At 68.9% G+C, this 20,034-nt stretch carries 15 protein-coding genes; 12 read left to right on the plus strand and 3 right to left on the minus strand.

Annotated features, from left to right (window positions below; translation table 11 throughout):
- The first annotated feature begins 15 nt into the window (after positions 1-15).
- The gene (gene clpX, locus NLX83_RS32320) at positions 16-1,188 is read left to right on the plus strand and encodes an ATP-dependent Clp protease ATP-binding subunit ClpX (RefSeq protein WP_254239024.1); all 1,173 of its coding nucleotides are present in this window, start codon (positions 16-18) and stop codon (positions 1,186-1,188) included.
- Here the strand turns inward: clpX and NLX83_RS42105 are convergent.
- Entirely contained in the window at positions 1,133-2,407 is a 1,275-nt protein-coding gene (locus NLX83_RS42105) for an AfsR/SARP family transcriptional regulator (RefSeq protein WP_254239025.1), read from the minus strand. The two genes, clpX and NLX83_RS42105, sit on opposite strands and share 56 nt — an antisense overlap.
- Positions 2,408-2,414: 7 nt before the next feature.
- Positions 2,415-3,530, minus strand: coding sequence for a hypothetical protein (locus NLX83_RS32330; protein ID WP_254239186.1), 1,116 nt, complete (start codon positions 3,528-3,530; stop codon positions 2,415-2,417).
- Positions 3,531-3,992: 462 nt separating this feature from the next.
- On the opposite strand from NLX83_RS32330, the gene NLX83_RS32335 reads away from it, so the two are divergent.
- Positions 3,993-5,111 carry an HNH endonuclease signature motif containing protein gene (locus tag NLX83_RS32335; protein WP_254239026.1) on the plus strand — a complete coding sequence of 373 codons (1,119 nt, stop codon included), beginning with the start codon at positions 3,993-3,995 and terminating at the stop codon, positions 5,109-5,111.
- Here the strand turns inward: NLX83_RS32335 and pip are convergent.
- Positions 5,108-6,043, minus strand: coding sequence for a prolyl aminopeptidase (gene pip / locus NLX83_RS32340; RefSeq protein WP_254239027.1), 936 nt, complete (start codon positions 6,041-6,043; stop codon positions 5,108-5,110). The genes NLX83_RS32335 and pip overlap by 4 nt on opposite strands.
- A gap of 55 nt (positions 6,044-6,098) precedes the next feature.
- Here pip and NLX83_RS32345 point away from each other — a divergent pair, with 55 nt between their 5' ends.
- The 10 genes from NLX83_RS32345 to NLX83_RS32390 all read left to right on the plus strand — a co-directional run bounded on the left by NLX83_RS32345 (position 6,099) and on the right by NLX83_RS32390 (position 20,003).
- Complete coding sequence (locus NLX83_RS32345) at positions 6,099-6,566, plus strand: MarR family winged helix-turn-helix transcriptional regulator (protein WP_254239028.1); 468 nt, start codon at positions 6,099-6,101, stop codon at positions 6,564-6,566.
- Entirely contained in the window at positions 6,563-7,792 is a 1,230-nt protein-coding gene (locus tag NLX83_RS32350; RefSeq protein WP_254239029.1) for an MFS transporter, read from the plus strand. Before NLX83_RS32345 ends, NLX83_RS32350 begins: the two co-directional genes overlap by 4 nt.
- Before the next feature lie 33 nt (positions 7,793-7,825).
- On the plus strand, positions 7,826-9,454 hold the full coding sequence (locus tag NLX83_RS32355; protein ID WP_254239030.1) for a beta-N-acetylhexosaminidase family protein: 1,629 nt from the start codon (positions 7,826-7,828) through the stop codon (positions 9,452-9,454).
- A 17-nt stretch (positions 9,455-9,471) separates the two neighbouring features.
- On the plus strand, positions 9,472-11,289 hold the full coding sequence (locus tag NLX83_RS32360; protein ID WP_254239031.1) for an MBL fold metallo-hydrolase: 1,818 nt from the start codon (positions 9,472-9,474) through the stop codon (positions 11,287-11,289).
- The gene (locus NLX83_RS32365; protein WP_254239032.1) at positions 11,286-12,956 is read left to right on the plus strand and encodes a hypothetical protein; all 1,671 of its coding nucleotides are present in this window, start codon (positions 11,286-11,288) and stop codon (positions 12,954-12,956) included. The genes NLX83_RS32360 and NLX83_RS32365 overlap by 4 nt, the downstream gene beginning before the upstream one ends.
- Positions 12,953-13,975: a LacI family DNA-binding transcriptional regulator gene (locus tag NLX83_RS32370; RefSeq protein ID WP_254239033.1), complete on the plus strand. Its 1,023-nt coding sequence runs from the start codon at positions 12,953-12,955 to the stop codon at positions 13,973-13,975. The genes NLX83_RS32365 and NLX83_RS32370 overlap by 4 nt, the downstream gene beginning before the upstream one ends.
- A 387-nt stretch (positions 13,976-14,362) precedes the next feature.
- On the plus strand, positions 14,363-15,676 hold the full coding sequence (locus tag NLX83_RS32375) for an ABC transporter substrate-binding protein (RefSeq protein WP_254239034.1): 1,314 nt from the start codon (positions 14,363-14,365) through the stop codon (positions 15,674-15,676).
- An 8-nt stretch (positions 15,677-15,684) separates the two neighbouring features.
- Positions 15,685-16,647 carry a carbohydrate ABC transporter permease gene (locus tag NLX83_RS32380; RefSeq protein WP_254239035.1) on the plus strand — a complete coding sequence of 321 codons (963 nt, stop codon included), beginning with the start codon at positions 15,685-15,687 and terminating at the stop codon, positions 16,645-16,647.
- Between the two features lie 3 nt (positions 16,648-16,650).
- Positions 16,651-17,481 carry a carbohydrate ABC transporter permease gene (locus NLX83_RS32385; RefSeq protein WP_254239036.1) on the plus strand — a complete coding sequence of 277 codons (831 nt, stop codon included), beginning with the start codon at positions 16,651-16,653 and terminating at the stop codon, positions 17,479-17,481.
- 2 nt (positions 17,482-17,483) lie between these two features.
- Entirely contained in the window at positions 17,484-20,003 is a 2,520-nt protein-coding gene (locus tag NLX83_RS32390; protein ID WP_254239037.1) for an alpha-mannosidase, read from the plus strand.
- Positions 20,004-20,034: the final 31 nt, after the last annotated feature.

A 20,034-nucleotide genomic window follows, 5' to 3' on the forward strand; every position in this document is an offset into this window, starting at 1 on the left:
GTCATCCGACTGGAGGTGGCCGTGCGCCGAGACCTGCCGAAGTGCTCGTTCTGCGGCAAGGACCAGGAGCAGGTGCGCAGGCTCATCGCGGGCCCGGTCGGTGTGTACATCTGCGACGGCTGCGTCGGCCTGTGCAACGAGCTGGCCGCCGAGGACGACGTCCCCGTTGCCGACTCGCCCCTGCTCAAGCCGCGTGAGCTGCGGGAACGGCTGGACGAGTACGTGATCGGGCAGGACGCGGCGAAGCGCGCGCTGTCGGTGGCGGTCTACAACCACTACAAGCGCGTCGGCGGCCCGGAGTCCGACATCGAGCTGGGCAAGTCGAACGTGCTCCTGATGGGGCCGACCGGCTGCGGCAAGACCTACCTCGCCCAGACCCTGGCGAAGCTGCTGAACGTGCCGTTCGCGATCGCCGACGCGACCTCGCTGACCGAGGCGGGCTACGTGGGCGAGGACGTGGAGAACATCCTGCTCAAGCTGATCCAGGCGGCCGACTACGACATCGAGCGGGCGCAGCGCGGGATCATCTACATCGACGAGGTCGACAAGATCGGCCGCAAGAGCGAGAACCCCTCGATCACCCGTGACGTCTCCGGCGAGGGCGTGCAGCAGGCGCTGCTGAAGATCCTGGAGGGCACCACCGCGAGCGTGCCGCCGCAGGGTGGCCGCAAGCACCCGCACCAGGAGTTCATGCAGATCGACACGACGAACATCCTGTTCATCGCGGCGGGAGCTTTCCCTGGCCTCGAAAGCAAAGGCGGCGCGCCCATCGGGTTCGGCGCGCGGGCCGTTCCGGACTCGGACGGGCCCACGGCGCGCGACCTGGTCGAGTTCGGGCTGATCCCGGAGTTCGTCGGCCGGTTGCCGGTGATCACCTCCGTGCGGCCGATGGACCGGATGACCCTGACAAGGGTGCTGACCGAGCCGCGCAACGCGCTCGTCCGGCAGTACCAGAAGCTGTTCCGCTATGACGGTGTCGAGCTGGAGTTCGCCAGGGGCGCGCTCCCGGCGATCGCCGAGCGAGCGCTGAACCGGGGCACGGGCGCCAGGGGCGCGCGGGCGGTGCTGGAGGAATTGTTGTTGCCCGCCATGTACGAGGTGCCCAGCCGCGACGACATCGCGAAGGTCCTGGTCACCCGAGACTGCGAAGTCGTCCTGGTTCCCCGGGAGCTGCGGGCGACTGGTTGAACGTCAGCACGACGCGGAGGTTCAGCTCGGCGTCGTCGGCGTCCAGCCAGGCCAGCTGCGCGGCGTACTCGCGCAGCTCGGTCGCCAGTGCCGCCAAGGGAATTTCGGGGTTCGCGCGGGCGCGTGCGGTGATGACGCCGAGCGAGAGCGGCAGGCCGTCGCAGTAGCTCAGCAGCTCGTTCACGGCGGCGGGCTCGGCCTGCATGCGTTGTACGCCAAGGTGATCCTTGAGTAGATCGCGTGCGTGTCGCTCGCCGAGAGGTTCGACCTTGAGGGGCTGCGCACCCCTCGTGGTGATCCCCTCTCGGCTCGTGATGATCACGGTGCACGCGGGATCGTTGGGCAGCAACGGTTCCAGCTGCTCGTAGTCCCGCGCGTTGTCCAACACCAGCAGCATTCGGCCCTCGGCCCGAGCGGGCTCGACGGGGGCGCTCAGGTCGACGTAGCGTTGCCCGTCCGGAAAGCGGTCGAGGTTGTCGTGCGCCCACCGCAATGCGAGCCAGCTCTTGCCGACACCGCGTTGCCCGTGGATGGCGAGCGTGACCGCTCCCTCTTCGCGCTGGATGGCGAACCGTCGTTCGAGCGCGGCCAGCTCTCCGCCACGCCCGACAAATCCTGTTGGCGCGTCAGGAAGTTCTCGCGGCACAGGTCCGGAGGGTTCCGGCCTGTCGCCGTAGAGTCCGAGCAAAGCCCGGCCGATCTGCCGCTCGTGGTCTTCCGTGTCGGAGGCGAGCAGGTTCGGCAGCAGGCCGCCATGTCCGGCGGTTCGGAGCTGGCTGTCGTTGTCGTCCAACGCCGCGCCGAGCCGCTCGGCCAGCAACGCCGTCCGCGTCTCGTCAGCCCATGGACTGTCCATTTCGGACAGTGGCGTGCCGCGCCACAGCTCCAACGCCTCCGCCGGGTTCTCGGCTGCTAGAGCCCGGAAGCGGTGGAGGTCGATGCTGTCCTCCGGGGCGGCGAGGCGGTAACCGTCGCCGGTGCGCTCGATCTCCACCTCCGGCAGGGCTTCCCGCAGTCGGGAGGCGAAGGCGCGCAAGGTGTTCCCGGCCCGGGGTGGCGTATCGGCTCCCCACACCCGCTCGCTGAGCACGCGGAGCGGGATCACCTGGCCCACCTCGACGAGCAGCACGGCGAGCATCGCCCGCGCCCGCCCCGCCGGGAGCTCTACCCGCCGCCCCTCCCGCAGCGCGACGAGCTCGCCGAGCACTCCGAACCACACCCGCCCATTAGAGCAGGCGGTCCTGGTGCGCGGCGGCCTCCTTGCGGACGCGGTCGAAGAACGCCTTGTCGCGGTCGGCGCGCTGCGGAGCCGGGGTGTTCGGGGGAGCGGCGTCGTCCTCGTAAGCGCGGTAGAGCAACCAACAGCCCCGGATGCCGTCGAGCAGGTCTTCGAGGAGGTCGTGGGCCGGGCGCACCGGGTCCAGCGGGGTGATCCGGTCGGGCACCGTCGCCTCGAAGTCCTCGTCGTCGCCGCTGAGGTCCTCGCCCGCCTGCACGAGGAGCACCATCAGGCCCTCCACGTCCGGGATGCGCCCGTCCGCCACCGCCATCGCGTCACCGACCAGATCGGTCACCACCTGGCGGGGCGACTCCCCGTTGGCCAGCCGCTCCAGCACCAGCGTCGGCGTGTCCACCGCCAGCGGCTCCAGGTCGTCGGCCTCGATCACCACCTCGGTCGGCGCGGTCTCGGCCATCTCCGCTGCGATCTCCGCCGCCACCTGGAGCCAGTGCGCCGCCGCCACCGACGCCGCGGTCGCGTCGACCTCGCTGAACAACGCCGCCGAGCCCAGCGGGTCCTGCTGCAACAGCGCGTCCGCGGCGGCCACCTGCAACGGTGAGGCATCTGCCCTGGTCAGCCGCACCGCCTGGCGGGCACGCCCGGTGAGGTCCCCGCGCTCGGCCGCCTCGATCGCGGCCAGCTCCGCCTCCACCTCGGTGACCAGCTGCTCGGTCAACCCGAGATCGGAGATCCCGTGCAACTCCCGGCCGACCCGGTGCGCCGACTCGATCACCGGGCTGTAGGACTCCAGCAGCATCCCGTCCTCGGGCAGGTTCGGCGCCCGTATCGCCGCCACCACATCGGCGAGGGCCGCGCGTTCGTCCGTGCGCTCCCAGCCCTCGCCGTCCAAGTCCAGCTCGGCGTCGTCCAGCGGGCTGCCAGGATGGGTGTAAGTGCGCCACGCGGCCCGGGAAAGCCCGTTGAGCACGTGCGTCAGCAACAGCGCCTGATCGGTGGAGACCGCGTCGGGCAGATCCGCGGCGGTGTGCGCGATATTGCCCAGTCCCGAGCTCCACATCGCCACCAGTGCGTGCCGATCGGTGTCGACGCCGTAGTCCGTCATGGCGCCATCGTGGCGAAGATCCGGCGATCGCGGGGGGAAAGCGGGCAGGGACACGCGAAGAGGGCTCAAGATCGCCCTTTGTGGCGGGGGGTTCCGGCGGGGGTACGGCTGAGCTTCCAGCTTGCGTGGCTGGGCTTCCAGCGGGGGTACGGCTGAGCTTCCAGCGTGGGCGCTGGGCTTCCTGCTTGCGTGGGCTGGGCTTCCAGCGGAGTTGGCTGGGCTTCCAGCGTGGGGGTCGGCTTGACCTGGGGGCCCCTTGCGCGTGCCCTTGGGCCTCTCAGGGGCACGGGATGAAACCCCGGCCCTCGCGACAAGCGTATGGCACGCGCACCCCAGGTAAAGCCGACCCGCTTTCATGTGCGGCTTGCTGTTTCGTGGGGGTTGCGTTTCGGGCTTTTCGGGCGCCTGGCAATTCACCCTGTAGAGCCATGATCGACTATTTGTCTGCGATAAAATGGAGACATGCCCCTCGATATCACTGATGCGAAAGTCAAGGCAACGTTCACCGGTATCGGTAAAGCCGTCGTCGAATTCCTGGTGGCGTTGATGGAGTACGTCGCTCAGCTCCGGCCCGCCGAGCGTGAGTACGCCGAGGAGTTGCTGATGCCGTTGTTGCGGATCTCGAAGGAGAAAGCATCACGACTCCTGGCGAAAGCCTCAGATTTGACCGCGCGTCCCGTGGTCTTGCAGGCGCTGGCCGAAGGCCGCGTCGACGAGGGCAAAGCGTTGATGATCGTCGAACTCCTTCAGGGCCTCTCGGCGGTGCAGGCGGCGACGGCCGAGGAGGCGTTGTTGGCGCATGCGGAGAACAACGCCTACTCCGCGACCCGTCAGTACGCGCGCCGCTACATCGACCGGCTCGACCCCAGCGCCGTCGAACGCCGCCACGAGGAGGGACGCAAGCAGCGCAGGGTGGAGAAGACCAACCTCGATGACGGCATGGCATCACTCCGGTTGATCATGCCCGCGCTGGACACCGCCCTAGCCTTCGACCACATCGACGCCATCGCACGCGGCCTCCCCAAAGACGGCCGCACCCTCGACCAGAAACGCGTCGATGTCGCCCTGGATCTCTTGTTGGGTAAGGAAACCGGTGCCCCTCAAGGCCAGGTGACGGTGAACCTCACCATGGCGATCAGCTCCCTGATCGGCATGGACGACGACCCCGCCATCCTCCAAGGCCACGGGCCCCTGCCGATCAACATCGCCCGGGATGTCGCAGCGAACGGGATCTGGAAGCGCATCCTCACCGACCCGGTCACCGGCATCGCCGAAGACGTCACCACCTACCGGCCCACCGCCAAGCAGCGCGAACTCATCGCCGCCCGCTACCCGCACTGCACGATGATCGGATGCCGACAGCCCGTCCACCGCTGCGACCTCGACCACTGCTGCCCCTTTGACGGAAGCAACACGTCAGTCGACAACCTCCGGCCTAAGTGCAGGCGGCACCACCGGATGAAGCACGAGACCAGCTGGCAGTGCCAGAACTTGGAAGACGGACGGCACGTGTGGATCACACCGGAGGACAAGACCTACGAATCGGAAATCGAGCCGATTGGCGAACCCGCTCCCTTTTAGGGCTTGGCGAAACTATTGGTCGCGTCGATGATCGCTTCCGTCGTGCCGGTGCCATGTGTGCCGTGCTCGATGATTACCAGTTCGGAACCCGGCCAGGCGTTGTGCAGCACCCACGGATTCCCGGCGAGCGCACTGAGGTCGAGCTGGCCATGCACGATGACGCCGGGAATGTTCTTCAACACATGACCCTCGCGGGCCAACTCATCGTCTTCGAGCCAACAGCGGTTGCTGAAGTAATGGGTGACGAGACGGGCGAAAGCGAGCTGGAAACGCGGCTCCCACGGCTCGTGCACGACATCGCGGCCGGGCGGGACCGTGGCGATGGCGTCCTCCCAAGCGCACCAGTCATCGGCGGCCTTGCGGTGAACGGCGGGATCGGGGTCCATCAGCAGGCGGTGGTAGGCGGCGGAAATGTCGTCACCGGGATCGGGGACACCGGCGCGGAAACGCTCATAAGCCTCGGGGGCCAGCTGGCCGAAGCCTCGGATCAGCCACTCGATCTCGGAATGCCTGCCGGTGGCGACGGCGGTGATGACCATCTCGGAGACTCGTTCGGGGTGACGCAGCGCGTAAGTCACCGAGAGCACCGAACCCCAGGAACCGCCGAACACCAGCCATCGGTCGATGCCGAGGTGCTCGCGCAGCTGCTCCATGTCGCGGAGCAGGTGATCGGTGGTGTTGGCGGACAGGTCGACGACCGGTTCGCTCGCGTGCGGGGTACTGCGGCCGCAGTTGCGCTGGTCGAACAGGACGATGCGGTAGACAGCCGGATTGAAGTAGCGGCGGTGGCCCGGGCGCGAGCCCGAACCGGGGCCGCCGTGCACGACGACGGCGGGCTTGCCGTCGGGGTTGCCGCTGACCTCCCAGTACACGCGGTGACCATCGCCGACGTCGAGCATGCCCTGGTCGTAGGGCTCGATCTCGGGGTACATCCATCCTCCTGGCAAAAGTAACAGCACTAATATAAGTGCTGTTACGATAGCTCGTATGACCGATCCGACCAAGCACAGCCGCTGGCGGCCACTGCGGGTGCTGCTCGCGGCGATGGACGACGAGATCGGCCGCCTCTACACCGAGCGAGGCATCGACGGGGTGCGCCCGCGCTACGTGATGCCGCTGATCCGGCTCGGGCGCTCGGGGCCGATGACGATCCGCGCGCTGGCCGAAGATCTGGACGTCACGCACTCCGCGATGAGCCAGACGGTGACCGCGCTGCGTCGCGAGGGCCTGGTCACGAGCGTGCCCGGGGCGGACGCGCGCACCAGGAGCGTCGAGCTGACCGAGCGCGCGAAGGAGCTGGTCCCCTTCCTCGAAGCCGAATGGCGCGCCACGGAGCAGGCCGTCGCGGAACTGGAGGAGGAGCTGCCCTACGCGCTGAGCCAGGTCGTGCGCGATCTGGAAGCGGCGCTGGCGAAGCGGTCTTTCCACGACCGCATCGAAAGGCACTTGAAGTGAAGCTGTTCATCGACGTGCGGCCGCTGCGCGCGAGCGACGCGTTCCGGCGGCTGTGGATCGGCAGCACCGCGTCGGTCCTGGGCGGCCAGCTCACGGTGGTCGCCGTGCTCACCCAGGTGTGGCAGCTGACGGAGAGCACCGTCGCGGTCGGCGCTATCGGCATCGCCCAGGCCGCACCGATGGTGGTGTTCGGGCTGCTGGGCGGCACCCTCGCCGACACCGTGGACCGGCGACGGCTAGTGCTGATCACAACGGTCGGGCAGGTCGTGACAGCCGCTTTACTTGCCGCGCAAGCACTTCTGGGCTTCGAGTCGCTCGCGGTGGTGCTCGGCCTGGTCGGCGTGCAGGCCACGTTCAGTGGGCTCGGCGCCCCGGCGCGCAAGACCTTCGCGGTGCGGCTGCTGCCGGAACACCTGGTGCGGGCGGGAATCGCTCTGAACCACATCAGTTTCCAGGCGGCCATGCTGGTGGGCCCGGCGATCGCGGGCGTGATCACGGCGCAGTGGGGAGTCGCAACCTGCTACGTGATCGACGCGTTCACCTTCACCATCGGGCTGTACGGCGTGGTCAAGCTGCCGTCGATGCTCCCCGAGGGTTCGGCGCGCCCGGGACTGCGCGCGATCGGCGAGGGCATGCGGTTCCTCGCTGGGCAGCGGGTGGTGCGGGGCGCGCTGGTGACCGACGTGATCGCGACCGTGTTCGCCATGCCGATCGCGTTGTTCCCGGCCATCGCGGACGAGCGCTTCGGGCGGCCGGAAGCGTTGGGGCTGTTCATGTCCGCCATCGCGGTCGGTGGGATCACGGCGAGCGCGGCGTCCGGGGTGGTCACGCGGGCGCGCCAACCGGGGGCCGTCATGCTCGTGGCCGCAGGGGTTTGGGGCGCGGGGCTCGCGGGATTCGGTGTGGCGCAACCGTTGTGGCTCGGCGTGGCGTGCCTGGTGGTCGCGGGGGCGGCGGACACGATCTCGGTGATCTCGCGCGGCGCGATCGTGCAGATCGCCACGCCCGATGCCTATCGCGGCCGAGTCAGCGCGGTCGAGCACATCATCGGCGTGTCGGGTCCGGACGTCGGCAACTTCCGCGCCGGGCTCGTCGCGGGTGGTAGCTCTCCCGCGTTCGCGCTCGTGTCCGGCGGAGCGCTCTGCGTCGCGGGAGTCGCCTACCTGGCGGGGCGGAACAAACCGTTGCGGCGCTTCAGCACTCCGGTCGAGGAGACTGTGCACTAGCCTCCCGGAGGCATGTCGGTAAAACAGTTTCAGGTGGTCCACGCCCCTCAGGGGGACGCGGCGACGGAGCGCGTGGTGCGGGCGGCCCTCGGCGGCGACGTCACGGTGCGGCTCGGCGGTGAGAAGTTCGTCGGCGGCCCCGAGTCCTACCAGGTGATCATCGGCCGCGAGGAGGTCGTGCTCGACGGGGCCGATCCCGCGGGCACGTTCTACGCCGCGCAGACGCTCCGCCGACTCGTCGAGCGGGGCGAGGCGCAGCCCGGCCTGGTCGTCCGCGAGGCGCCCGCGATGCCCTTCCGCGGCTCCATCGAGGGCTTCTACGGAACGCCGTGGTCGCACGCGGATCGCCTGGCGCACTTGGACTTCCTCGGCGAGCACCGGATGAACACCTACGTGTACGCGCCGAAGAACGACGCCTACCACCGCGACCGGTGGCGCGAGCCGTACCCAGCGGACGCGCTCGCCGAGCTGGGGGAGCTGATCACCCGCGCGAACGACAACCACGTGCGGTTCGTCTTCACCGTCTCGCCCGGGTTGTCGATGCGCTACTCCCACCCCGACGACCTCGCGGCGCTGCTGGCGAAGTTCGAGGCGATCCGGGAGCTCGGCGGGACCTCGTTCGCGGTCGCGCTCGACGACATCGACCACAAGGTGTGGCACTGCGAGGAGGACGAGCGCCGGTTCGCCGACAGCGGCGCGGCGCAGGCGTGGCTGCTGAACCAGGTCCAGGAGTGGGCGGGCCCGGACGAGCCCGTGCAGCTCGTGCCGACCGAGTACTACGACCTCGAAGACACCCCGTACAAGAAGGCGCTCCGCGAGCAGCTCCACCGGGACGTCTACGTCTGGTGGACCGGGGTCGGCGTCATCCCGCGCACGATCACCAAGGCGGAGGCGGCGCGCGCCGAGGAGGTCTTCGGGCACCGAATCCTGTTGTGGGACAACTATCCCGTCAACGACTACATCCACGGCAGGGTGCCGCTCGCGGACTACTCCGGCCGGGAGAACGGGCTGTCCGAGCACGTCAGCGGGGTGCTGTCGAACCCGATGAACCAGGCCGCGATGAGCACGGTCGCGCTGCGCTCGTTCGCCGAGTTCGGGTGGGACGACAGGCACTTCGACTCGCGCGCGTCGTGGCGGGCGGCGCTGGACTCGCTGGCCGGTGGGCGGGGCGACGTGCTGGACGCGTTGCTGGCCTTCGCCGACCTCAACACCCTCGACGAGCGGTTGCACCTGGAGCAGGCGCCCGAGCTGAGCGCGCGGATCGCGGAGTTCTGGACCGCGTGGCGCTCCGGGGAGATCGAGGAAGCGCTCGCGCGCCTCGGGCGGATGGCCGACCGACTGTCCACCGCGCCCGGGCTGATCCGCACCGGGGTCACCGTTCCCGGGTTTGCCGCCGAGGCCGACGCGTGGCTGGAGGCGACCGGGCTGTGGGGGCGTGCCCTTGCCGCCGCCGTCACGCTGCTCGCGGGCGGAGAAGCCGAGGCCAGGGCGCGTGTGGTGCGGCTCGTCGAGGCGGCGGGGCGGCCGACCGACACGAGGCGGCCGCACGACAGGGCGCCGGTGCGGGTCGGCGACGGGGTGCTGGACCGGTTCGTCGCCGAGCTGCTGGCCGAAATGCCGGATGACATTTCCGGGACCGATGTGGCAACGTTGCCACACTAGGCGGAAGGGGCGTGCGGATGGGCCAGGCGCTACCCGAGGGTGTCCACCTCTTCGAGGACACCTGCAACGTCTACGTGCTCGTCCGCGAGGGCGCGGCGGTGCTCGTCGACTTCGGTTCCGGTGACGTGCTGGACCACCTCGACCGGTTCGGGGCCGAGGTGGTCACCGACGTGCTGATCACCCACCACCACCGCGACCAGTGCCAGGGCCTGGCGCGCGCGGTGGCGGAGGGCATCCGGATCTGGGTGCCGCCGACCGAGCGGGACCTGTTCGACAGGGTCGACGAGCACTGGCAGCAGCGGCCGGTGTTCAACTACTACGACCTGCGCCAGGACCGGTTCTCGCTGCTCGAACCGGTCGAGGTCACGGGCGTCGTGCCGGAGTACCGGACCCGCCGGTTCGGCGAGTTCGACGTGCTCACGGTGCCGACCCCCGGGCACACGCTCGGCTCGGTGTCGTACCTGGTGGAGCTCGGCGGGCGGCGCGTGGCGTTCACCGGCGACCTGCTCTACGGGCAGGGCAAGGTGTGGTCGCTCGCCGCCACGCAGCGGTCGTACTCCGGGGTGGAGGGCGTGCAGAACACCGTGCTCTCGCTCTACCAGCTGGCCGAGCACGAGCCGGACCTCGTGCTGCCGTCGCACGGGCCGCCGATCGAGGACCCCACGGCCGCGTTCGAGCTGACGGAGGCGCGGTTGCTGGCGTTCTCCGACTCGCGGCGGGACAAGCCATGGGACCTGCGCGACTGGCTCGACCGGCCGTACGAGGAGATCACGCCGCACCTGCTGCGCAACCGGACGAGCTTCGGCACGACCTACGTCCTGCTGTCGGAGACGGGGAACGCGCTGCTGATCGACTACGGCTACGACATGTGCGTCGGCTTCCCGGTCGGCGACGACCGCTCGTCGCGGCGGCCGATGCTGTCCTCGCTTCCCGCGCTGCGCAAGGACTTCGGCGTGCGGCGGGTCGAGGTGGCGGTCGCGACGCACTACCACGACGACCATGTGGCCGGGTTCAACCTGCTGCGCGAGGTCGAGGGCACCGAGATCTGGTGCGAGCGGTCCGTCGCGGAGATCCTGGCCGATCCGGCGCACTACGACCTGCCATGCCTGTGGTACGACCCGATCCTGACCGACCGCGTGGTGGAGGTCGGAGTGCCGCAGCGGTGGCACGAGTACGAGCTGACGCTGTACCCGCTGCCCGGTCACACGCTCTACGCGGTGGCGATCGCGTTCGAGGTGGACGGTAAGCGGGTGATCGCCACCGGCGACCAGCAGACCACGTTGTGGGCGGAGGGCGAGCACACCGAGCTGCTGAACCTCCAGTACAAGAACAGGTTCCGGATCGACGACTTCATCGCCAGCGCGAAGCTCTACCGCGAGCTGCGGCCGGACCTGATCATCAGCGGCCACTGGGCGCCGCGCTGGGTGGACGACGCCTACCTGGGCATGCTGCTGGCCAAGGCGGAGGAGCTGGCCGGGCTGCACCGCGATCTGCTTCCACTGTCCGATGTGGACTTCGGGGCCGAGGGCGTCGGCGCGTGGATCAGGCCGTACCAGGGCAGGACCGCGCCGGGCGAGTCACTTGAGGTGCGGGTCGAGGTGCTCAACCCGTTCCGCGGCCGTGAGGACGTGACCGTGCGGATGGTGGTGCCGGAGGGCTGGACCTGCTCGCCGCCCTCGTGCTCCGAGAAGCTGGCCGGTGGTGCCGGAACGACGTTCGCGTTCACCATCACGCCCACCCGGGATGTGGTGCGGCGCGCGCGGATCGCGGCCGATCTCACGGTGGGCTCGCGACGTTTCGGTCAGCACGCGGAGGCGTTGGTGGACGTTCGATGAAGTACACGGTGGAGCTGGACGAGCGTCGTTTGGTCGCCTCCGTTCGCGGTCCCGACCTGTGGTTTCAGCTTCGGTTGCTGGCATCACTGGACACTGTCGACGGGCCGGACGAAACCCTTGGTACGCCTGAGGTTGTGCGGGACGGCTCGCGCATCGAGGTCCGCTGTCGGAGTTCGCGCTGGCAGAGCAGGACGACGGTGCTGGAGTGCTTCCCGGACCGGCTTGAGGTTCGGACCGCGGTTACCGGCGCGGGCTCGCTGCTGACCGCGCACCTGCTTGGCGGATGGTGGGCGCCGCATGGCTTCCTGCCGAGCGGATCGGCGTTGGACACGGTGTTCACCCCGAACCCCGATCATCCTCGGCGATCCGTGCGACCGGCGGGCGAACCTGCGGTGATCGGTGTGGTCGGCGATGGGGCGGAGCCCGGGGTGGGGCGGTGGTTGTTCGTGCCCGCGCCTTGGTGCTACGCGGTTTCCCGGGATTCGCGGTGGGCGGCGCTGGGCATCGCGGCCCCGATCGCGGAGCAGAACTTCACGTCGATGCATTACACCGGCGGAGTGGACGCGCTCGGTCTGCGGCTGGACTACGAAGGACACACCACAGTGGACGGTGAGTTCCGTGCGCCCGACGTAGTGATCCAGTTCGGTGCGGCGGACCCGGCCTCGGCTTTGCGCATGCACCACGACCTGTTGCTGGACAAGGGTTTGGTGCCGCCACCTCGAACCGAGGCGGTGCCGCGGCATTGGTTGGAGCCGATCTTCTGCGGCTGGGGCGCGCAGAACTGCCTGGGGCAACCCGCGGCCGACTTCGCCACGCAGGAGAACTACGACCGATTCCTGGGGCATCTCGAGGACCACGGTGTGGTGCCGGGAACCATTGTGGTGGATGACAAATGGCAACGGGACTACGGAACCAACCAGCCCGACGAGCACAAGTGGCCCGACCTGCGCGGGTGGATCGCGGCGCGTCGTGCCCGGGGCCAGCGTGTGTTGCTGTGGTGGAAAGCGTGGGACTTCGAGGGCGCTCCGGCCGAAGCCTGCGTGCGGTTGCCGGACGGGACGCCCGTGGCGCTCGACCCGCAGAGCGCGGTGGGGCGTCGGCTGATCGAGGAGACGATCGCGTACCTGCTCGGCCCGGACGGCCTGGACGCGGACGGCCTGAAGATCGACTTCCTGGCGCGCACGCCGAGCGGGGTCTCGTTGACGGCAGCCGGGCCGAAGTGGGGTGCCGCGCTGCTGCACGAACTGCTGCGCCGCGCGTACACGACCGCGAAGCGGGTCAAACCGGACTCGCTGATCATCACGCACACGCCGAACCCCGCTTTCCGGGACGTGACGGACATGATCCGGCTCAACGACATCAGGATGCTCGACGCCGTCGATCCGTCCGGCCCAGTGGTCGAGCACATGCGGTACCGCGCAGCCGTTGTGGCGGCGGCATGTCCGGGAACGCCGATCGACACCGACGGTTGGTGTCTTCCCGACCGCGCGGAATGGGCGGCCTATCTTCGCGTGCAACCGAAACTCGGTGTTCCCGCGCTGTACTACGCCACGCACATCGACCACAGCGGTGAGGAGCTGCGGCCATCCGACCTCGCGGATGTGACGCGGATCTGGTCCGCCTACAGGTCCACACTGGACAGTGCGGCCGATAGGATCGGCACGTGAGCGATGGGGTGGTCCGGCGGCCGACAGGAGCCGATGTGGCGCGGGAGGCGGGAGTGTCCCCGTCCACGGTTTCCCGTGCGCTCAACGGAACCGGCTACACCGCGCCCCAGGTCCGCGAACGCGTCCGCGCCGCCGCCGCGCGCATCGGCTACATCCCCGATGCCAACGCGCGTAGCCTGCGCAACCGCAGCAGCCGTTCGGTCGGCGTGCTCATCTCCGATCTGCGCAACCCCTTCTACGCCGACCTCGCCGCTGGCATCGAGCAGGTGCTCCGCGCGGCCGGCTACCACATGATCCTGGTCAACGACGACGGCAGCGCCGAGGAGGAACTGCTCGCTGTGCAGACCTTCGCGGCGATGCGGGTGTCCGGGGTGATCATCACACCGGTGTCCTCGCGCTCGGTGAAAAGCCTGCGGGAGCACGGGATCAACGTGGTCCAGGCCGACCGCCGCGCGGGCACCCGGCACGGTGACGCGGTCCTCGGCGACAACGAGCAGGGCGCCGAGCTGGTCACCGAACACCTGCTGGCGCTGGGCCACCGCAGGATCGCGCTGCTCATCGACGAGACGAAGTGGACCACCGGGGCTGGTCGGCTCGCGGGCTACCGCGCCGCGCACGAGGCGGCCGGGGTGCCGTTGGACGAGAAGCTGATCGCGTTCACCACGAGCTTCGAGGCGGAGGCAGCCCGGGGCGCGACCGCCGAGCTCCTCGACGCCCACCCCGACGTCACCGCGCTGTTCGCGGCCAACAACGTGATCGCGCAGGGGGCGTTCCAGGAGATCCAGCGCCGTCGGATCGCCGTGCCGCGCAAGCTGTCCCTCGCCGCCTACGACGACGTGCCGTGGATGTCCATGGTCCGTCCGGGGATCACCACCGTCACCCAGCACACGGTGTCCTTCGGGAAGCGCTGTGCCGAGGTGCTGCTGAGCAGGCTCGACGGTGCCGCCGAGCAGGAGCCGACGATCATCCACGTGCAGCCCGAGCTGGTCGTCCGCGCCTCCACCGCCGCACCCCGCTGAAACAAACTCCACCCAGGCTCGCCCCCCGCTTGCCCTCGCGCCCGCCACACCCCACGCTCACCTCCCTGGCACCCGAGGTCCCCGTGGCCCCCGGGCGACCCGCGTTTTCCCCGTTTCGTACTCATTACCGTGGATTAGAGCGCTCCAAAGCCCGTTAAGAGTACGAAACGGGAGGTCTCTAGCCAGGTTGGCGGAGGAGGGGTGGGAGGGGGAGGTGGTGGAGGGGGCGCGCGGGGTTTCAGGGGAGGGTTCAGGAGGAGTGGGGAGACCTTGACGGGGTGGGGGAGGCGCACCTAGGTTGTGGCAACGATTCCACATGGCAACGTTGCCATGCGCTGATCACACTGTGTTGACTGATTCCCCCTCGAAGGCGCGGAGGAACACGGCATGTCGAAGCGCAGTCTCACCGCACTCACCGTGGCGACGGCCCTCGTGCTCGCCGGCTGCGGCGGGGTCGGGCGGTCCGGGCAGGACGGCGCGGCCACCCTGACCACCATGGGGTTCGGCACCGGCGACGAGATCGCCAAGACCCGGGTGGAGCGGGCCAACAAGGTGATCGCCCCGGCCACCGTGCGCATCGGCGGCAACGCCTTCGACGCGCAGCAGTTCCTCTCCGCGGTCGCCTCGGGCAGCCCGCCGGACCTGGTGTACCTGGACCGCCAGCTGCTCGGCACCTACGCCGCGCGCGGCACGGTCGAGCCGCTGGACAGCTGCGTCGCGAACCAGAAGATCGACCTCAAGCAGTACCGCGCGCCCGCGCTGGCCGAGGTCACCCTGGACGGCAAGCTCTACGGGCTGCCGGAGTTCTACAACAACCGGGTGATGATGACCAACGGCGGCGCCGCGGTGAACGTGAGCGACCGCGCCGGGCTGGAGCGCACCGTCGTCGAGCTGACCAGGCGCGGCGGCGACGGCAAGCTCGCCCGCGTCGGTTTCGACCCGAAGATCCCGGAGTTCCTGCCGCTGTGGGCCCGCGCGAGCGGCGTGAAGATGCTCAGCGACGACGGGAAGAAGGCCAACCTCGCCGATCCGAAGCTGGTCGAGGTGCTGGAGTACACCGTTGGGCTGCTGGACAAGCAGGGCGGCTGGGGCGCGGTGAAGGCCTTCCGCGACTCGTTCAACTTCTTCGGCGAGAAGAACCCGTTCAGCCAGGACCAGCTCGCCGCGTTCCCGATGGAGGACTGGTACCTCAACGTGCTGGCCAACATGTCGCCGAACGTGGGCCTGGGCGTCACGCCGTTCACCGACGTCCAGGGCAGGCCGATCGACTGGGTCACCGGCAGCGCGTGGGCGATCCCGACCGCGGGCAAGAACAAGGACAAGGCGTGCGCGTGGATCAAGGAGATGACCTCCTCGGAGTCCTGGATCGCCGCCGCTCAGGCCCGCGCGAACGCCCGCAAGGCCGAGGGCAAGGCGTTCACCGGGGTCTACACCGCCAACGCGGTCGCCGACCAGAAGATCTTCGGTGAGCTGGTCAAGCTGGACGACAAGCCGGTGTTCGACAAGGCGGTCAAGGCCGTGCTCAGCGCCCAGGAGTCGGCCTTCACCATGCCCGCCTCGCCCGCGGGTTCGGAGTTCAAGACGGCGTGGAGCGACGCGGTGAACCGGGTGCTCTCCGGGCAGCAGAAGGCCGCCGACGCCCTGGCCCAGGCCCAGCGCGAGGCGCAGCAGGCGCTCGACCGCGCGTCCGGCGGCCGGTGAGAGCCGCGGTGACGGCCCCGGCCAAGGTCGCCGCCGAGCCGGACCGCAAGGAGCGGATCCGGCGCTGGCGCAAGGGTTTCCGCAGGCGCGAGACCTGGGCGGCGTACGCGTTCCTCTCGCCGTGGATCATCGGTTTCCTGATCTTCATGGCCGGGCCGATGGTGGCCAGCTTCGTGCTCTCGCTGACCGACTACGACGCGCTCGGCTCGCCGAACCTGGTGGGCTGGGCCAACTACGAGCAGCTGCTCAGCGATCCGAAGGTGGCCAAGAGCCTGGCCAACACCGTCGTCTACTCGCTGATGGTGGTGCCCGGCACGATGATCGTCGCGCTGGCGCTGGCCATGGTGCTCAACCGGGTCGGCACGCGCTCGGCGGGCTTCTTCCGCACCCTGTTCTACCTGCCGGAGGTCACCCCGAAGGTGGCCGTCGGCGTGCTGTTCCTGATGCTGTTCAACGGCCAGGTCGGCCTGATCAACGAGTTTCTCGGGCTGTTCGGCATCCAGGGCCCCGCGTGGAGCACCGACCCGGACTGGGTCAAGCCCGGCCTGGTGCTGATGAACCTGTGGTCGGTCGGCGGCACCGTGGTGCTCTACCTGGCGGCGCTGAAGAACGTGCCGCTGGACCTCTACGAGGCGGCCGAGCTGGACGGGGCCTCGCCCTGGCGGCGGTTCCGGCACATCACGCTGCCGATGATCAGCGGCACGCTGTTCTTCACCTTCATCGTGCAGACCATCGCGGCGTTGCAGACCTTCGACGAGGCCTACACCGCCTTCTACGGCAGCACCGCCTCGGCCACCTACAGCAGCGACGCGGCGCTGTTCTACCTGATCTACCTGTTCCAGCAGGCTTTCCAGTTCCTGCACATGGGCTACGCCTCGGCGATGGCCTGGCTGCTGTTCGGGATCATCATGGTCATCACGCTGGTCCAGGTGAAGGTCAGCAAGCGGTTCGTCTACTACGAGGGTGGGTGAACCGTGCTGAAGCAACGGAAAGGCGTCCTGTTCTGGGTCGTGCTGATCGGCGCGTCCGTGCTCTTCCTCTACCCGTTCCTGTGGGTGATCAGCGCCTCGCTGAAGCCGCGGTCGCAGGTCTTCGACAACAAGCTGGTCCCCGACCAGGTCCGGCCGGAGAACTACGTCGACGTCTGGCAGGCCGCGCCGGTGCTGGACTGGTTCGTCAACAGCGTCGTGGTGGCGCTGGCGGCGGCCGCGGCGGTGACGCTGGTCAGCTCGATCGTCGCGTTCGGGTTCGCCTACTTCCGCTTCCCCGGCCGCAACGCGCTGTTCGGCCTGGTGCTGGGCACGATGATGCTGCCTGCCGCGGTGACGATGATCCCGGTCTACCTGATCTGGAACTCGGTCGGCCTGGCCAACACGCAGGTCCCGCTGTGGGCGGTGAACCTCTTCGGCAGCGCGTTCTACATCTTCCTGCTGCGCCAGTTCTTCCTCGGCCTGCCGAGGGAGCTGTTCGAGGCGGCCAGGATCGACGGCGCCAGCCACTGGACGCTGTTCTGGCGGATCGCCGTGCCGCTGTGCCGCCCCGCGCTGATCGTGTCGTTCATCTTCGAGCTCAAGGCCAGCTGGTCGGACCTGCTCAAACCGCTGATCTACCTGCGCGATCCGGAGCTGTTCACCCTGCCCCGCGGCCTGAAGGCGATCTCCGACCAGTTCGGCCAGAGCGGGGAGCAGCAGTGGGAGGTCGTGCTCGCCGGGAGCGTGATCACCACGGTTCCGATGATCATCGTGTTCTTCCTGGCGCAGAGGTACTTCATGCAAGGGATCGCCACCCAGGGCCGGAAGGGTTAGAGATGGACCAGCGCCTCCTGCACATGATCGGCAACTCGCACATCGACCCGGTGTGGCTCTGGCAGTGGCCGGAGGGCTACCAGGAGGTGCGGGCGACCTTCCAGTCCGCGATCGACCGGATGACCGAGTACCCCGAGTTCGTCTTCACCATGGACGGCGTCGTCTACCTGGCGTGGGTGGAGGAGAGCGACCCGGAGCTGTTCGCGCGCATCAGGGAGCGCGTCGCCGAGGGGCGCTGGCAGGTGGCGGGCGGCTGGTGGGTGGAACCCGACTGCAACCTGCCCGGCGGCGAGTCCTTCGCCCGCCACGGCCTCTACTCGCAGCGCTACCTGCGGGAGAAGCTCGGCGTCATGGCCACCACCGGCTGCAACGTGGACCCGTTCGGGCACAACGCCTCCATCCCGCAGATCCTGCGCAAGAGCGGGATGGACTCCTACATCTTCATGCGCCCCGGCCCGCACGAGATGCCCCTGCCCGGACCGTACTTCTGGTGGGAGTCCGCGGACGGCTCGCGCGTGCTGACCTACCGGATTCCGCACGAGTACTGCAGTTCCAGCCAGGACCTCGGCTACCAGGTGGACAAGTCGCTGGCGCAGCTGCCGCCGGATCTGCCCGAGCTGATGGTGTTCTACGGCGTCGGCAACCACGGCGGCGGGCCGACCAAGGCGAACCTGGACAGTATCCGCAGGCTCGACGCGGTGGACGGGCTGCCCAGCATGAAGTGCTCGTGGCCGCGCACCTACTTCGACGGGCTCATCGAACGCGGCGCGGACATCCCCGTCCACGCGGGGGAGTTGCAGCACCACGCGGTCGGTTGCTACTCCGCGCACTCCGGTGTGAAGCGGTGGAACCGCCAGTCGGAGAACCTGTTGGCACGCGCGGAGAAGTGGTGCTCCATCGCGTCGGTGGTCGCGGGCATCCCCTACCCGCTGGCGGATTTCGACGCAGCGTGGAAACTGGTGCTGTTCAACCAGTCGCACGACACGCTCGGCGGCTGCTCGATCGAAGCGGCCTATGAGGACAGTCGTGACCAGTACGGGCACGCGAAGTCCTTGGCCAACAACGCTTTCAACCACGCGGTGCAGTCGGTGAGCAAGCGAATCGACATCCCGGCCGAGCCGGAGATGACGCCGCTCATCGTGTTCAACCCGCACCCGTGGCCGCTGCGCACCGGAGTGGAGTTCGAGTTCGGCGGCTTCCCGGCCTTCGACGCCAAGGCGGTCGACGACGACGGTGAACCCGTTGCCGTGCAGCGGATCCGGTCGTCCGCCACCGTTCAGGGGTGGAGGCGCAAGCTCGTGCTCGACGCCGACGTCCCGCCCATGGGATACCGCACCTACCGGATCTACCCGGCGAAGGAGACCCCCGCCAGCACCCTGGTGCGGGCCGAGGATTCCGTGCTGGAGAACGAGTTCCTGGCGGTGGAGTTCGACCGCGGCACGGGCTGGCTGACCAGCTTGCGGGACAAGGCTTCCGGTGTCGAGCTGATCGACGGGAACTCCGCGGGTCACGCCGTCGTCATCGAGGACCTCTCCGACACGTGGGGGCACCGCGTCCGCTCCTACGACAAGGTCGCCGGTGAGTTCAAAGTGGACTCGGTGCGGCTCGTGGAGAACGGTCCGGTGCGTGCAATCGTTCGCGTTCGCAGCACCTACAACAACTCCACCCTGGTCGAGGAGTTCGTTCTGGGGGTGCACGCCCGGCACGTCGAGGTTCGCGTGACGCTGGACTGGCAGGAGAAGCAGCGCATGCTGAAGCTCCGCTTCCCGACGGTGCTCAGCGAGGCGAAGGCGGCCTTCGAGATCCCGTACGGCCACATCGAGCGGCCAACGGACGGCAGCGAGGAGGCCGCGCAGAGCTGGGTCGACGTCTCCGGGACCCTCCCCAGTGGACAGACGGCCGGGCTGTCGGTGCTCAACGACGGCAAGTACGGGCACGACGTGCGCGACAGCGACATCGGGATCACCGTGGCGCGCAGCCCGGTCTATGCGTGGCACGAGCCGAAGGAGCTGGAGCCCGAGGAGTTCTACTCCTACCTCGACCAGGGCATCCAGCAGTTCACCTACCGGTTGGTGCCGCACGACGGGGACTGGCGGACGGCGGAGACGGTCCGCTCGGCCGCCGAGCTGAACCAGCGCGCGTTCACGCTGCTGGAGTCCTATCACGACGGTGATCTCCCGCAGCGGCAGTCGTTCCTCGCGGTGGACAACGAGGCGGTGCTGCTGACCGTCCTCAAGGGAGCGCAGGACGACGACGGCGACCTGGTCGTGCGCGCGTACGAGACGACGCGGCAGGAGGTCGAGGCGACGATCGAGCTGCCGCTGCTCAACCGCATGGTGCACGCGAAGTTCGGCCCGTCGGAGATCAAGACCTTCCGCGTGCCGAGGGACCCGGAGCAGCCGATCGTGGAGACCGATCTGCTGGAGGACCCGGTTCCCGCGGCGGAGCCGCACGCCCCCGAGCAGCCGCCGCATGCCACGCACGCGGGAGTCGTGGAGTCGGCCTCCGGACCACAACCGTGAGCCTGTTCGGCCCGCGAGGACCACATCTGCC

The sequence above is a fragment of the Allokutzneria sp. A3M-2-11 16 genome, from assembly GCF_024213555.1.
Lineage (GTDB): Bacteria > Actinomycetota > Actinomycetes > Mycobacteriales > Pseudonocardiaceae > Allokutzneria.

Bases quoted from the DNA above. Each gene is read 5' to 3' on its own strand.
- NLX83_RS32330 (WP_254239186.1), bottom strand. From the start codon at position 3,530: ATGACGGACTACGGCGTCGACACCGATCGGCACGCACTGGTGGCGATG.
- NLX83_RS32335 (WP_254239026.1), top strand. From the start codon at position 3,993: ATGCCCCTCGATATCACTGATGCGAAAGTCAAGGCAACGTTCACCGGT.
- pip (WP_254239027.1), bottom strand. From the start codon at position 6,043: ATGTACCCCGAGATCGAGCCCTACGACCAGGGCATGCTCGACGTCGGC.
- NLX83_RS32345 (WP_254239028.1), top strand. From the start codon at position 6,099: ATGACCGATCCGACCAAGCACAGCCGCTGGCGGCCACTGCGGGTGCTG.
- NLX83_RS32360 (WP_254239031.1), top strand. From the start codon at position 9,472: ATGGGCCAGGCGCTACCCGAGGGTGTCCACCTCTTCGAGGACACCTGC.
- NLX83_RS32365 (WP_254239032.1), top strand. From the start codon at position 11,286: ATGAAGTACACGGTGGAGCTGGACGAGCGTCGTTTGGTCGCCTCCGTT.
- NLX83_RS32375 (WP_254239034.1), top strand. From the start codon at position 14,363: ATGTCGAAGCGCAGTCTCACCGCACTCACCGTGGCGACGGCCCTCGTG.
- NLX83_RS32390 (WP_254239037.1), top strand. From the start codon at position 17,484: ATGGACCAGCGCCTCCTGCACATGATCGGCAACTCGCACATCGACCCG.